Source organism: Bacillus sp. EKM208B, assembly GCF_011800725.1.
Lineage (GTDB): Bacteria > Bacillota > Bacilli > Bacillales > Bacillaceae > Bacillus > Bacillus velezensis.
This window is the reverse complement of record NZ_JAANHO010000007.1, coordinates 162,501-175,084: the sequence shown is the minus strand read 5'-3', so window position 1 is coordinate 175,084 and position 12,584 is coordinate 162,501. Positions and strand designations below refer to the sequence as shown.

General features: G+C 47.0%; 19 protein-coding genes. 17 read left to right on the top strand and 2 right to left on the bottom strand.

Going from position 1 to position 12,584, the window contains the following annotated elements; all coding sequences use genetic code 11:
• Nucleotides 1–28: 28 nt before the first annotated feature.
• From G9F75_RS14195 to G9F75_RS14155, 9 genes are all read left to right on the top strand, one after another.
• The gene (locus G9F75_RS14195; RefSeq protein ID WP_003155709.1) at nt 29–748 is read left to right on the top strand and encodes a YebC/PmpR family DNA-binding transcriptional regulator; all 720 of its coding nucleotides are present in this window, start codon (nt 29–31) and stop codon (nt 746–748) included.
• A 179-nt stretch (nt 749–927) separates the two neighbouring features.
• Nucleotides 928–1,221 (top strand): hypothetical protein, encoded by a 294-nt coding sequence (locus G9F75_RS14190; protein WP_021495161.1) that lies wholly within the window; start codon nt 928–930, stop codon nt 1,219–1,221.
• Between the two features lie 197 nt (nt 1,222–1,418).
• Nucleotides 1,419–2,288, top strand: coding sequence for an aminoglycoside 6-adenylyltransferase (gene ant(6) / locus G9F75_RS14185; protein ID WP_103527090.1), 870 nt, complete (start codon nt 1,419–1,421; stop codon nt 2,286–2,288).
• Between the two features lie 133 nt (nt 2,289–2,421).
• Nucleotides 2,422–2,670, top strand: coding sequence for a spore coat-associated protein CotJA (cotJA, locus tag G9F75_RS14180; RefSeq protein ID WP_003155704.1), 249 nt, complete (start codon nt 2,422–2,424; stop codon nt 2,668–2,670).
• A complete protein-coding gene (gene cotJB, locus G9F75_RS14175) occupies nt 2,654–2,917 on the top strand; it encodes a spore coat protein CotJB (RefSeq protein ID WP_007408934.1) in 264 nt (87 codons plus the stop codon). The genes cotJA and cotJB overlap by 17 nt, the downstream gene beginning before the upstream one ends.
• A gap of 14 nt (nt 2,918–2,931) precedes the next feature.
• Nucleotides 2,932–3,501: a spore coat protein CotJC gene (gene cotJC, locus G9F75_RS14170; protein ID WP_003155700.1), complete on the top strand. Its 570-nt coding sequence runs from the start codon at nt 2,932–2,934 to the stop codon at nt 3,499–3,501.
• Between the two features lie 88 nt (nt 3,502–3,589).
• Nucleotides 3,590–4,123: a GNAT family N-acetyltransferase gene (locus tag G9F75_RS14165; RefSeq protein WP_167409175.1), complete on the top strand. Its 534-nt coding sequence runs from the start codon at nt 3,590–3,592 to the stop codon at nt 4,121–4,123.
• 30 nt (nt 4,124–4,153) lie between these two features.
• Nucleotides 4,154–4,432 carry a YesK-like family protein gene (locus G9F75_RS14160; protein ID WP_017419062.1) on the top strand — a complete coding sequence of 93 codons (279 nt, stop codon included), beginning with the start codon at nt 4,154–4,156 and terminating at the stop codon, nt 4,430–4,432.
• A gap of 113 nt (nt 4,433–4,545) precedes the next feature.
• Nucleotides 4,546–5,235, top strand: a complete 690-nt coding sequence (locus tag G9F75_RS14155) for a YetF domain-containing protein (RefSeq protein WP_095061182.1) — start codon at nt 4,546–4,548, stop codon at nt 5,233–5,235.
• Nucleotides 5,236–5,267: 32 nt separating this feature from the next.
• On the opposite strand, the gene hmoA is transcribed toward G9F75_RS14155, so the two are convergent.
• Nucleotides 5,268–5,594, bottom strand: coding sequence for a heme-degrading oxygenase HmoA (hmoA, locus tag G9F75_RS14150; protein WP_003155696.1), 327 nt, complete (start codon nt 5,592–5,594; stop codon nt 5,268–5,270).
• Nucleotides 5,595–5,678: 84 nt separating this feature from the next.
• Nucleotides 5,679–6,041, bottom strand: coding sequence for a VOC family protein (locus G9F75_RS14145; RefSeq protein ID WP_007408938.1), 363 nt, complete (start codon nt 6,039–6,041; stop codon nt 5,679–5,681).
• Nucleotides 6,042–6,201: 160 nt separating this feature from the next.
• Between G9F75_RS14145 and G9F75_RS14140 the strand changes: the two genes are divergently transcribed.
• The 8 genes from G9F75_RS14140 (at nt 6,202) to G9F75_RS14105 (ending at nt 12,547) form a co-directional block, all read left to right on the top strand.
• Entirely contained in the window at nt 6,202–7,068 is an 867-nt protein-coding gene (locus G9F75_RS14140; RefSeq protein ID WP_014417142.1) for an STAS domain-containing protein, read from the top strand.
• Nucleotides 7,069–7,307: 239 nt separating this feature from the next.
• Nucleotides 7,308–8,378: a sulfate ABC transporter substrate-binding protein gene (locus tag G9F75_RS14135; protein WP_395940726.1), complete on the top strand. Its 1,071-nt coding sequence runs from the start codon at nt 7,308–7,310 to the stop codon at nt 8,376–8,378.
• A 15-nt stretch (nt 8,379–8,393) separates the two neighbouring features.
• Complete coding sequence (cysT, locus tag G9F75_RS14130; protein ID WP_021495154.1) at nt 8,394–9,230, top strand: sulfate ABC transporter permease subunit CysT; 837 nt, start codon at nt 8,394–8,396, stop codon at nt 9,228–9,230.
• 10 nt (nt 9,231–9,240) lie between these two features.
• The gene (gene cysW / locus G9F75_RS14125) at nt 9,241–10,104 is read left to right on the top strand and encodes a sulfate ABC transporter permease subunit CysW (RefSeq protein ID WP_021495153.1); all 864 of its coding nucleotides are present in this window, start codon (nt 9,241–9,243) and stop codon (nt 10,102–10,104) included.
• A 13-nt stretch (nt 10,105–10,117) separates the two neighbouring features.
• On the top strand, nt 10,118–11,188 hold the full coding sequence (locus G9F75_RS14120; protein WP_021495152.1) for a sulfate/molybdate ABC transporter ATP-binding protein: 1,071 nt from the start codon (nt 10,118–10,120) through the stop codon (nt 11,186–11,188).
• 118 nt (nt 11,189–11,306) lie between these two features.
• Nucleotides 11,307–11,480, top strand: a complete 174-nt coding sequence (locus G9F75_RS14115) for a YezD family protein (RefSeq protein WP_003155693.1) — start codon at nt 11,307–11,309, stop codon at nt 11,478–11,480.
• 29 nt (nt 11,481–11,509) lie between these two features.
• Nucleotides 11,510–11,812 carry an FMN riboswitch-binding regulator RibR gene (gene ribR, locus G9F75_RS14110; RefSeq protein WP_017419069.1) on the top strand — a complete coding sequence of 101 codons (303 nt, stop codon included), beginning with the start codon at nt 11,510–11,512 and terminating at the stop codon, nt 11,810–11,812.
• Between the two features lie 90 nt (nt 11,813–11,902).
• Nucleotides 11,903–12,547, top strand: coding sequence for a Bax inhibitor-1/YccA family protein (locus G9F75_RS14105; protein ID WP_007408941.1), 645 nt, complete (start codon nt 11,903–11,905; stop codon nt 12,545–12,547).
• Nucleotides 12,548–12,584: the final 37 nt, after the last annotated feature.

The window sequence follows — 12,584 nt, the reverse complement described above, 5'->3', positions numbered from 1 at the left end:
TTCAATTCGTGAAAGAGAGTGGAACAAAATGGGCCGTAAGTGGAACAACATTAAAGAAAAGAAAGCATCAAAGGACGCAAATACGAGCCGGATTTACGCGAAGTTCGGCCGTGAGATTTATGTGGCGGCAAAACAAGGCGAGCCAGATCCGGAATCGAACCAGGCGTTAAAAGTGGTGCTTGAGCGCGCGAAGACGTACAGTGTGCCGAAAAATATTATTGAGCGTGCGATTGAAAAGGCGAAAGGCGGCGCGGAGGAGAACTTTGACGAGCTGCGTTACGAAGGTTTCGGGCCGAACGGTTCAATGATCATCGTTGACGCGTTAACGAATAATGTAAACCGCACGGCGCCTGAAGTGCGCGCTGCATTCGGGAAAAACGGCGGAAATATGGGTGTGAGCGGGTCTGTCGCTTACATGTTTGATGCGACTGCCGTTATCGGCGTTGAAGGCAAGACGGCGGATGAAGCGCTGGAATTGCTGATGGAAGCTGATGTGGACGTGCGCGATATTTTAGAAGAGGATGACAGTGTTATCGTGTATGCCGAGCCTGATCAATTCCATGCCGTACAGGAGGCATTCAAAAATGCCGGCGTTGAAGAGTTCACGGTTGCGGAGCTGACGATGCTTGCGCAAAATGAAGTTGAGCTTCCGGAAGATGCGAAAGCTCAATTTGAAAAGCTGATCGATGTGCTGGAAGATCTCGAAGACGTACAGCAGGTTTATCACAATGTAGATTTAGGCGAATAAAGACAAACAGGCCGGGGCGGCATAAGTTCCGGCCTTTTTATTTTGCTTACGCGGTCGGCCTGTATCGTATGTCTCCGTAAGCAATTATTGATTATTTCGCCAAAACTGGGCGGATGCCCATACGTTTCCTTCCGGATGTCATAAACTGGACTGTAACCTATGTGAAGGAGCGATAAGTCATGAATGAAAGAAGACCGATTTACGGCGGAGGCTTTGGCGGCGGCTATGGAGGCTTCGGAGGCTACCCGGGGTACGGTTTTGGCGGCCACGGAGGCTTCGGAGGATATCCGGGATACGGTTTCGGCGGAGGCTACGGCTACCCGGGATACGGTTTTGGCGGTTACGGCGGTTACGGCGGTTTTGGCGGCTACGGAGGCTTCGGGGGATATCCGGGGTACGGTTTTGGCGGCTATGGCGGAGGCTACGGCGGCTACCCGTTCCATCATCATCATCGGGACAGCCAATATATCTGACCATTCGGGAAAAAGCACTCTTGGAACAGCAGGAGTGCTCTTCTCATGTTCTTGCAGATGTGTTACGATTGGAGCAAAATCATCAAGTACATAAGGCTTTCTGTAAATCATGAGCAAGCTCACAAACCTTTTCTTTCTGTTGTTTATAAACTGAAAAGCATGATCTGTAAAAATCTCTTTATCGGGAGGTTTTACATGTGAGAAGTGAAGACGAAATGATGAAATTGATTCTTGATATTGCGATGAAGGACGAGAGAATCCGTCTTGTCACTTTAGAGGGATCAAGAACCAATAAAAATGTACCGAGAGACAAATTTCAAGACTATGATATTTCTTATTTTGTGACCGATATGGACTCCTTCACATCTGACGACAGCTGGCTGGATCAGTTTGGCGAAAGAATGATGATGCAAAAACCTGAAGATATGGAACTCTTCCCTCCGGAACTCGGAGACTGGTTCTCCTATCTAATGCTATTTAAAGATCATCATAAAATCGACTTAACTTTGATCCCTCTGAGTCAAACAGAGGATTATTTTACACAGAGTGATGGTTTGGCGGAAATAGTATTAGACAAGGATGACCGAATCAATAGTAAGGTTATTGCGAGTGATGAACAATATCATATAAAGAAACCGACCTCCAGAGAGTTTGATGATTGCTGCAATGAATTTTGGATGGTTTCAACCTATGTGATTAAAGGATTAATGCGTAAAGAAATACTGTTTGCGCTGGATCATATGAATGACATTTTAAGGCCTAATGTTTTGCGTATGATTGCGTGGAATATCGGGATAGAGAATCAGTTTTCATTAAGTGTAGGGAAGAATTATAAGTATATTCAACATTACATGAATGCGAAAGATTGGGAAATCCTGCTGAATACTTATGTCGGCAATACTTATGAAAGCGTGTGGAAGGCATTGTTTGACTGCCAAGGTCTCTTTAGAGCATATTCAAAGTCAGTGGCTGATTTATTGAGATATGAATATCCTGAATATGATCAACAAATTACGGAATATACATTGAAACATTATCAGCGCTTTCAATCAGATTTTTCATTATGATTTTTTTACTTCAAATTCCAGATGAGCTGCATTGAGTCCGTTTTTAACGGGCTTTTTTATTTTCTTACAGGGCATAAATGCCGATACGGATTCATACCTATTAAGGTCATGTGTTTAGGAAAGGAGGATCGTAATGAAAGAAAATCAGCCGTTTACACCGGTCAAATCCTATAAACCCTTCCACAGCCGGTTTGATCCCTGCCCGCCGATCGGGAGAAAATACTACAGAACGCCGCCGCATCTTTATATGCGGTTTCAGCCGTATCACTTGGAGCAGTTTTCTCCGATGGAGGCATTGAGAAAAGGGACCCTTTGGAAGGATCTTTATGATTTCTATGATAATCCTTATCGGGGGGGAATCGAATATGGCGAAAAAGATTGATGATGAATACTATCGGCTGCTGGAACAAATCCAGGCGGCGGACTTTGTCTTGGTGGAGCTGACGCTTTATCTGGATACGCATCCCCATGACCGTCTCGCGCTTCAGCAGTTTCATGAATATTCCCGGTACTCAAGACAGCTGAGAAAGCGGTTTGAGCCTGAGTACGGACCGCTTCTGCAATTCGGCGTGAGTCAGGTCGGCGCTCAATGGGACTGGGGCCGCGGTCCTTGGCCATGGCAAGTATAAGGAGGGATCTGTAAATGTGGGTATATGAAAAAAAGCTGCAGTATCCGGTTAAAGTGAGTACATGCAACCCGATGCTGGCTAAGTTTCTCATTGAACAATACGGCGGGGCGGACGGCGAATTGGCCGCAGCGCTCCGGTACTTAAACCAGCGCTACACGATTCCTGACAAGGTGATCGGCCTGCTGACGGATATCGGCACGGAGGAGTTTGCGCATTTAGAAATGATTGCGACGATGATTTATAAGCTGACAAAAGACGCGACCCCGGAGCAGCTGCGTGATGCAGGGCTCAGTGATCATTACGTCAACCATGACAGCGCGCTGTTTTATCACAATGCGGCCGGAGTTCCGTTCACAGCGTCTTACATACAGGCGAAGGGAGATCCGATCGCTGATTTATATGAGGATATTGCGGCTGAAGAAAAGGCGAGAGCGACGTATCAATGGATTATTGATATTTCCGATGATCCTGACCTGAATGATTCACTCCGTTTTCTGCGTGAGCGTGAAATCGTCCACTCTATGCGTTTCAGGGAAGCGGTTGAGATTTTAAAAGAAGAACGTGATAAGAAGAAAATTTTTTAAACGGCCCTCAAACATGACGGCTGTTTTTTTCCTTTCTGCGTTTGGTCTATAATAAAGGTGTCGAATATTCTGATTACAGGAGGCTTTTATGACACCATTTACGATCACGGAGGAGAAGGCGGGGGCATTCCGGGTCACCCCCGCCCGGAAGGATGATGAAGAAGAGGTCATGGATCTGCTCGTGCAAGCGGCAGAATGGCTTCGCGATAAAGGGTCGAACCAGTGGAGCGGCCTTCTGCAAGGGGAAGATACCCACAATATGCGGGAGGTGATCGCCAAAGGGTATGTTTATTTATTCAGGCAGAATGAAGAGCTGGCCGGCGTCGTCATGCTGCTTCCCGAAGCAAGCGGGTGGGACAGACGTCTTTGGGGCGATGAAGGACATGAGGAGTCCGTATATCTCCACCGGCTGGCGATTAACAGGCGGTTTGCAGGCGAGAGGCTCGGCCGGACAATCATGACTTGGGCGGAGACGGGTGTGTCTTGTCCGGGAAAAACGAAAATCCGGCTCGATTGCGTGTCCGAAAACAAGGCGCTTCAGTCGTTTTACAGCGGAATGGGGTACGAATCAAAAGGACTCGCGCCGGGTTATCATTTGTTTGAAAAAAAGATGAGCAAATAAAAAGCTCCTCATGACGGAGGTGCAAAAGACATGGGGTTTTTTTATCTGATCTGTCTGGCCGCATTTTGTCTTAACTTTGCCGTATCGGCTGTGCTCCGTAAGAAATGGCCGAAAAAGATGTGGCCTGAGTGCCTTTTGGCGGTGCTGGGCCTGACTGCTTTCGGTACGGTTGTTTACAGCATTTTCGGTGTCGGCGGCTGGGAAGGAATGGGCTTGGGGCTTGCCGCGATGTTTGCGGGTTCCGGAGCGGCCGCCGGTTATGCCGCTGAGGTGTGTTTACGGGTCGTCAGATCGAATCAAAAACAGTAAGCAGAAGTGAAAAAACGCGGCCTCGGCTGCGTTTTTTTGTGTGTTGCCGGCCGCTGTATAGAAAACAGGCGAATGTCCATAATGGTAATGACTTTTAAGAAGAAGGTGCGAATATGGGACATTTACTTACAGTGGCTTGGGAGTTAGTATGCGGTTTGGGTATTTTATTTGTGATTTTAAAATTGCTTGGAAAAACTCAATTCTCGCAAATTACGCCGTTTGATTTTATTTCTGCGCTCATCCTCGGCGAACTGGTCGGAAATGCGGTGTATGATAAAAACGTCAGGATTATTGAAATCATTTTTGCTTCCCTGTTATGGGGGGTTTTAATTTATCTCATCGAACTGATTACGCAGAAAGTAAAAAGCACCAGAAAGCTGTTGGAAGGCGAGCCGAGTATTATCATACATAAAGGAAAACTGAAATATGATGTGCTGAAAAAGAATAAGCTGGACATTAATCAATTGCAAAGCCTTCTCAGACAGGCGAATTGCTTTTCCATACAGGAAGCGGAGTACGCGATTTTAGAAACAAACGGGATGGTCAGCGTCCTGCCGAAATTTCAATATGACACGACGAAAAACGGCGACATGCAAATAAAGCCGAAGCAGGTCTCTTTGCCGGTCACGCTGATTATTGACGGCGAAGTGCTGTATGAAAATCTGAAAGAAGCCGGGCTGGAAGAAAAGCAGCTGAATCAGGAGCTGAAAAAGCTGAACATCAAAAAAACGGAGGACGTGCTGTATGCGGAATGGAAGCCCGATAATCCGCTGTTTGTCCTGCCGTATGAGGAGAAAAAATAAAAAGAGCATTGCCCTGGGGCAAATGCTCTTTATTATTTTTCGTGTACGCCTGTTTTAACGGCTCTGACATGATACATACCGACATCCGTCCCAAGCATATAATCAGGTTTCGGCTTGCCTTGGTTTGCTTTGTGGGCCGCGATGTGGTCTTCGCTTTTTTCCCATTGTTTCCAATGATCTTCTGACTCCCAGCGGATTAATACGACGACTTCTTCATCACCGCGGCGGACTTTTTTTTCCAAGACCGTTACGTCTATCAAACCTTCCTGCTTTTCAATCACGCCTTCTGAACTGAAGCGTTCGATTACTTTGTCGGCATGTCCTTCTTTTACGGTCATTTTTCTGATTTGCACGAACATCTGGCATCTCTCCAATCATTTCTACGCTTTATCCAACATTTTAAATGAAAATGATTCTCAAAGTCAATTAAGATGCCTGACGGATTACGATTTCAGGAGAAAGACATGACCATCCTCATCTTTAAATTGCACGAAGCTGCCCCATTCCATTTGTTTCGGTTCATCTAAAAAGGTGATGCCGTTCTTTTTCATCTGTTCGTATGCGGCAAAGACATCTTCACACTCAAATACGATAGAAGCCTTCATATGCTCGGCGCCTTTCATCATCGATTTCGGATAAATAACCAAATGAGTGGCGGCTCCTTTGGGCGCTACCTCAAGCCAGAAGGCGCCCGGGCCCATCGGATGCTCGGCGACGGTTTCAAACCCCGCTTTTTCCGTCCAGAATGTTTTCGCTTTTTGCTGATCATCAGTGTATACGGCGACTGTCGCGATTTTTTTGATCATCATACTGACCTCCTGTTTCATTTCTTTTATAGTGTATCCTCCTGCCAAAAAAAGCAATCAAAAGCTTTAATGTGCCGGTTTTTTTAATTTCTCTAGTGCGATCGGCGATTCCGATTTATAATTTAGACAAAAGTACATATTCTTGAAAGAGGAGACGGCAGTGAACAAAGACCAGTTACTTCATGATTATATTATTACACATTCGGCAGAGCTGACGGAAAAATGGCTCAAGCTGAGACGGAAGCTGAGAGGGCGTTTTTATTCTGCGGATCAATTAAGTGAGGAAATGAAACGGCTGCTGATCGAGCAGCATACCTTTACAAACACGGTCATCGCAAGCGCTTTTTTGGAAGATCCGGCCGTTTTTCAGCATAACAAAGAAAAATGGGCCGCACAGGTAGCGAAAAGCAGAGTGGAGCAGGACGCGGAGGTTCATGAGGTCGTTGAGGCGATCGGCAATTCAAGAACCGTCTTTTGGGAGGCGGTCACCCGTTTTATGGATGAGCATCAGGACATCGTAACAAACGAGGATGCCCGCCGCTGGAATCACCTTGTCAACAGCTCATTTGATCAGCTGATGACGGATTTTACTGAACAGTTTCAGACATTAATGATCGCAAGGCTGTCATCTCAGCAGGAGCTTATTTCCGAATTGAGCTGTCCGGTTATTTTGATCGCGGATACGATCGGCACTCTGCCGCTCATCGGATCGATTGATACGAGACGGGCGCGCGTGATTTTGGAGACGGTGCCGGAAAACTGTGTCGCCAAACGGATCACAAACCTTGTGATTGATCTGTCCGGTGTGCCCATTGTCGATACGATGGTGGCGCAGCAATTGTATATGCTGTCGAAAACGTTATTTCTCCTCGGCATCAGAACCGTGTTTTCCGGCATTCGGCCTGATGTGGCACAGACTTCTATCCAATTAGGGCTTGATTTTTCAGAGTATCAAACTTACGGCTCCCTGGAGCAGGCGCTCGCCAGCATGGGTGTCACATGTGTGATCGAGGAAGCAAAAGCATAGAAAATAGGTGCTCCGTCCAGAGGCGGGGCGCTTTTTTTGTCAGCGGAAAACAATTTAAATAGTCTAAAACTTAGTTGACAGCTAGGGATAGTTTGAATTATTCTTATACACATCGAACCGGCACAAATAGCTGATCGTACACAAACGAAAGCTGGCCGTTCTGCCCAAATCTGATACCGGTATAATTGCCCATCAGTCAACTGAAGGCATATTATTTCCCTTTTTTGAAAGGGGATAATATGCCTTTTTTTATGCGGAAAAAGAGAGGAGAAATCAGGCACATGAAAAAAACAGCGGCATTTTTAGTATTGATCTTATTGGCGGGGGCGCTGTCAGCCTGTCAATCTGAGTCCGGCAGCGCGTCATCAGACGGAAAGACCGTTCAGCTGCTGAATGTATCGTATGATCCGACACGGGAGCTGTATAAAGAGTATAATCAGGCCTTTTCTTCCTATTGGAAAAAGAAAACGGGTCAAGATGTAACCGTTCAGCAGTCGCACGGAGGTTCGGGGAAGCAGGCCAGATCCGTAATAGACGGACTTGACGCTGATGTCGTAACGCTTGCTTTAGGTTATGACATTGATTCGATAGCAGAAAAAGCGCGACTCATTGATCAAAACTGGCAGTCACGTCTGCCGGATCAATCAACTCCTTACACGTCAACCATCGTATTCTTAGTCAGAAAAGGGAATCCGAAGCACATCAATGATTGGGCTGACTTGGTGAAAAAGGACGTTTCGGTCATTACGCCCAATCCGAAAACATCGGGCGGAGCCAGATGGAACTATTTAGCGGCATGGGCATATGCGGATGAAACGTATCATCATGACGACACGAAAATCAAACAGTTTATGAAAGACCTCTACGGCAATGTGGAAGTGCTTGATTCAGGGGCGCGCGGAGCCACGACCAGTTTTACAGAAAGAGGGATGGGGGATGTGCTGATCGCCTGGGAAAATGAGGCCTATCTCACACTGAAGGAATTCGGCAAGGAGAAATTTGAGATTATCAATCCTTCAATCAGTATCCTGGCTGAGCCTCCTGTCTCTGTCGTCGACAAAACCGCGGATAAAAAAGGAACAAAAAAAGCGGCTGAAGCATATTTATCCTATCTCTACAGCAAAAAAGGGCAGGAGATCGCCGCGAAGAATTTTTACCGGCCCCGCGATAAAGAGGTTCTGAAAACGTATGAAAAACAATTCCCGAAGATTAAAACGGTGACGGTCGAAAAGGAATTCGGCGGCTGGAAAAAAGCACAGGAAACCCATTTCAATGACGGCGGAACCTTTGACAGCATCTATGAGAAATAGAAAGAGGAAACGAGTATGAGAACGTTACTTTTCAAAAAAACAAAATCGTCCGTGATTCCGGGTTTCGGATTAACGATGGGATTTACATTTTTATATATGGCCGTTTTGGTTATCGTGCCGCTGTCCATGGTGTTTTTTCATACGATGTCAATGGGGCCCGGGGACGTCTGGCATATCATTTCTGAGCCGAGGGCCGCGGCTTCCTATCGGCTGAGCTTCTTGACGGCGGGCTGCGCCGCTTTGATCAATGCGGTTTTCGGCGTTGTCATCGCCTGGGTGCTGACGAGATATGACTTTCCGGGGAAAAGGCTGGCTGACGGCCTGGTTGATCTGCCGTTTGCGCTGCCGACCGCCGTCGCAGGCATTACATTAACGGCAATGTATTCACCGGACGGCTGGATCGGACAGCTGTTTCCTTTCCGTATTTCCTTTACGCCGATCGGCATTATCATCGCACTAACGTTTATCGGGCTGCCTTTTGTCGTCAGGATGGTTCAGCCCGTCTTAGAAAATCTCCAAAAGGAAACGGAAGAAGCATCTGCTTCACTTGGAGCTTCGAAATGGAAAACCTTCCAAAAGGTCATTCTGCCGGAGCTTTTTCCTTCTATTATATCGGGTTTCGCATTATCTTTTGCCCGCGCCCTCGGGGAGTATGGTTCTGTCGTTTTTATCGCGGGCAATATGCCGTTTAAAACCGAGATTTCCCCGCTGATCATTATGACGAAATTAGAGCAATACGATTATGCCGGGGCAACGGCTGTTGCGGCAGTCATGCTTGTCATCACATTTTTCATTTTATTCGTCATCAATGGATTGCAATGGCTCACCGCGAGAAAATACGCAGGAAGGTAGGGGATATGCCATGCAGCTGGAAACAGCGAAAACAGCCGGGCCAAAGCGGGAGATGCGGGAATCACCCGTTGTGAAATGGGTGCTGATCTCAGCGGTCCTGCTCTTTTTGTCCATATTTTTAATCATGCCGCTTGCATTCATATTTATTGAAGCTTTTAAAAAGGGAGCGGAAGCATATATCCTCTTTGTCACGCATCCGGATTCCCTTGCCGCGATGAAATTGACGCTCCTCGTCGTTTTCATCACGGTTCCGCTGAATACGCTGTTCGGCGTCGCCGCGGCGTGGGCTGTGACCAAATATGAATTCAGGGGGAAAAGTCTGTTTATGACACTGATTGATCTGCCGTTTGCCGTGTCTCCGGTAATCGCGGGCTTAATCTTTGTCCTTTTGTTCGGGCTTCACGGCTGGCTTGGTCCATTTTTACTTGATCACCAGATAAAAATCGTATTCGCTGTCCCGGGAATCGTGCTTGCATCCTTGTTTGTGACGCTCCCTTTCATCGCCCGGGAATTAATACCGCTTATGCAAAGCTTAGGAAATGCTGAAGAAGAAGCCTCCGTCACGCTAGGCGCGGGAGGCTGGAGAACGTTTTGGCATGTCACTCTTCCTAATATCAAATGGGGGCTGATCTACGGCGTGATTTTGAGCGCGGCCCGGACAATCGGCGAATTCGGCGCCGTATCAGTCGTTTCCGGTCATATCAGGGGTGTTACCAACACGCTCCCGCTTCATATCGAAATTTTGTACAACGAATATCAGTTTACGGCCGCTTTTGCGGCGGCCTCCGTCATGTCGGTTTTTGCGATTGCGACACTGTTTTTGAAAAACATCATTGAATGGAAAGCCGGTTATCGTTCTGTCAAAGCCGGATGAGGAAGGAGTCATTATGGAGATTACGATCGACAGTATTTCTAAGCATTACGGAAACTATCAGGCATTGCGGGATATCAATCTTCACGTCAATAATGGCGAGCTGGTTGCGCTTCTCGGTCCGTCAGGCTCAGGCAAAACATCATTATTGAGAGTCATTGCCGGTCTTGAGCAGGCGGATGGGGGACGTGTCCTGTTCGGAAAACAAGATGTGACGGATACGCATGTGAAAAGCAGACATGTCGGTTTTGTGTTTCAGCACTATGCGTTATTCAGCAAGATGACGATTTTTGAAAATGTCGCCTACGGATTAAAAGTCCGTCCGCGAAAGCAGCGTCCCGCCAAAAAGGAAATTGCCGAAAGAGTGAGAGAGCTTCTGGCGCTTGTGAAACTGGAACCTTATGAAAAGCGCTATCCCTCGCAGCTGTCAGGCGGACAAAGACAAAGAGCCGCCCTCGCACGCGCCTTGGCCGTAGAACCGAACATTCTGCTGTTGGATGAACCGTTCGGCGCGCTTGACGCCAAAGTAAGAAAAGAGTTAAGACAATGGCTCAGACGGCTTCATGATGAATTCGGCATGACAAGTATTTTCGTCACTCACGACCAGGAAGAAGCGCTTGATGTGGCCGACCGCATCGTTATTATGAATGAAGGTGCGATTGAACAGATCGGAACGCCGCAGGAGGTGTATGATCACCCCGCAAATCCGTTTGTGTACGACTTTCTCGGCAGTGTCAACGTATTTGAAGGAAGAGTGGAGGAAGGAAAGCTGATCACCGGAAACGCGGCAATACCTGTCGGGCATGCTGATCAGGATAAGGGGATCGCTTATGTGAGGCCACACCATTTTACCGTAGAAAAAAAACCGTCCGGTCTGCATTCATTTGAAGCAAGGGCGGCTCATATTCGCGCCATCGGACCGTCCGTCAGATTGGAAGCCGTCCGTACCGACACAGGCCAGCACTTGGAGATTGAGCTCTCAAAAGAGCAATATGACGCCTTGGGGGCGGGCGTCGGCGACACGGTTTATGTCAAAGCGAAGGAAGTGAAAGTTTTCGCAAAGAAAACATATCCAAAAATTGTGTAAATGTTATTGATTTCTGAATGAAAACATAATAGTATAATTATATATTTCTTATCAGAATAGTATGAATTAAAACGCTCATTGTCAAAAGACGAACGGCCAGACATAAAGGGGGAGCATGATGACGTCCAAAGGAAACGTAGATCCGCATGTGATCGAAAAGATTATCAGCGCGCTGGAAACGCTCGATTTCGGGACAGTTCAGATTACGGTTCATAATTCCCAAGTGACACAAATTGATAAGGTGGAGAAATATCGATTTTCCCTGAAGAGCAAAGAAGTAAAACAATCTTAAAAAACAGCCAATGACAGGAGGCGGTACATATGAAGCATTCAACTGTTCCTTTCCGGGAGAGCCGGTATCTGCACCTGCCCGAAGTGCGCTTTCTGCATTGGTGCACGAAGCAATACGGCATTAACAAAGGCGTGCTCAATACAATTGACGGCTGGTTTTATGATGCGGGCGTCATTCCGATTCCCGTCAGGCGTCTTTATGTGCTGGCATTCCTCGATTTCGCGAAAACGCCGGGGAAGAAGGGGAAAATCCGATTCGGGCACGGCGGTTTGACGAAAAAACTGCATGATTTCATGGATATGCAGGAGTGCGCAGCAAAACGTCAGGCCTGACATCCTTAAAATCTTCTTAAAATCATACAAATTTCTCCCATTTTATTTATAATAGACCTATCACGATCATTTTTTGGGAGGACTTTTGACATGCAAACTGCTGCTTATGAGAGCAAACAATCTATTATGCAGCGCATTATAACGGTATTTGTGTTTACACTGTTAGTTGCGACAATCGGCCTGTATACGGGCCAGTTCATTCCGCCGGCATTGATGCTGCCGCTGTCGGTCTTAGAGGTCGTCATGATCATCGCCGCGTTTTGGCTGCGCCGAAAAAAAGCCGTCGGATATGTGTTTGTGTTTTCATTCGCTTTCATTTCCGGAATGACGCTGTTTCCGATTATCAGCCATTATGCGTCCGCAGCGGGGGCCTATGTTGTATTGGAGGCATTCGGTTCTTCGTTTGTGATTTTTGCGGTGCTCGGCACGATTGGCGCTAAGACGAAAAAGGACTTGTCGTTTTTATGGTCCTTCTTGCTTGTCGCTGTTATCGCGCTTCTCGCAGTGGGGATCTTTAATATTTTCAGCCCGCTGAATTCCGCCGCCATGATGGCGTATTCCGTCATCGGAACGATTGTGTTTTCAATGTATATCTTATACGATCTGAACCAGATCAAGCACCGGGACATCACGGCTGACCTGATTCCTTTGATGGCATTGACGCTTTATATCGACTTTATTAACCTGTTTATCAACCTGCTTCGGTTTTTCGGGATTTTAAACAGTGATGATTAACCGCGTGAAAAAGGCGCCCTGCTGAGAGGGGCGCCTT

Excerpts from the sequence above, each read along its gene's own strand:
- G9F75_RS14135 (WP_395940726.1), top strand. The coding sequence starts at position 7,308 with ATGCCTTTTTTTATGCGGAAAAAGAGAGGAGAAATCAGGCACATGAAA.
- G9F75_RS14120 (WP_021495152.1), top strand. The coding sequence starts at position 10,118 with ATGGAGATTACGATCGACAGTATTTCTAAGCATTACGGAAACTATCAG.
- G9F75_RS14195 (WP_003155709.1), top strand. The coding sequence starts at position 29 with ATGGGCCGTAAGTGGAACAACATTAAAGAAAAGAAAGCATCAAAGGAC.
- G9F75_RS14160 (WP_017419062.1), top strand. The coding sequence starts at position 4,154 with ATGGGGTTTTTTTATCTGATCTGTCTGGCCGCATTTTGTCTTAACTTT.
- G9F75_RS14155 (WP_095061182.1), top strand. The coding sequence starts at position 4,546 with ATGGGACATTTACTTACAGTGGCTTGGGAGTTAGTATGCGGTTTGGGT.
- cysT (WP_021495154.1), top strand. The coding sequence starts at position 8,394 with ATGAGAACGTTACTTTTCAAAAAAACAAAATCGTCCGTGATTCCGGGT.
- cotJC (WP_003155700.1), top strand. The coding sequence starts at position 2,932 with ATGTGGGTATATGAAAAAAAGCTGCAGTATCCGGTTAAAGTGAGTACA.
- G9F75_RS14105 (WP_007408941.1), top strand. The coding sequence starts at position 11,903 with ATGCAAACTGCTGCTTATGAGAGCAAACAATCTATTATGCAGCGCATT.
- cotJB (WP_007408934.1), top strand. The coding sequence starts at position 2,654 with ATGGCGAAAAAGATTGATGATGAATACTATCGGCTGCTGGAACAAATC.
- ribR (WP_017419069.1), top strand. The coding sequence starts at position 11,510 with ATGAAGCATTCAACTGTTCCTTTCCGGGAGAGCCGGTATCTGCACCTG.
- G9F75_RS14145 (WP_007408938.1), bottom strand. The coding sequence starts at position 6,041 with ATGATCAAAAAAATCGCGACAGTCGCCGTATACACTGATGATCAGCAA.
- cysW (WP_021495153.1), top strand. The coding sequence starts at position 9,241 with ATGCAGCTGGAAACAGCGAAAACAGCCGGGCCAAAGCGGGAGATGCGG.
- G9F75_RS14115 (WP_003155693.1), top strand. The coding sequence starts at position 11,307 with ATGACGTCCAAAGGAAACGTAGATCCGCATGTGATCGAAAAGATTATC.
- cotJA (WP_003155704.1), top strand. The coding sequence starts at position 2,422 with ATGAAAGAAAATCAGCCGTTTACACCGGTCAAATCCTATAAACCCTTC.
- hmoA (WP_003155696.1), bottom strand. The coding sequence starts at position 5,594 with ATGTTCGTGCAAATCAGAAAAATGACCGTAAAAGAAGGACATGCCGAC.
- G9F75_RS14165 (WP_167409175.1), top strand. The coding sequence starts at position 3,590 with ATGACACCATTTACGATCACGGAGGAGAAGGCGGGGGCATTCCGGGTC.
- G9F75_RS14190 (WP_021495161.1), top strand. The coding sequence starts at position 928 with ATGAATGAAAGAAGACCGATTTACGGCGGAGGCTTTGGCGGCGGCTAT.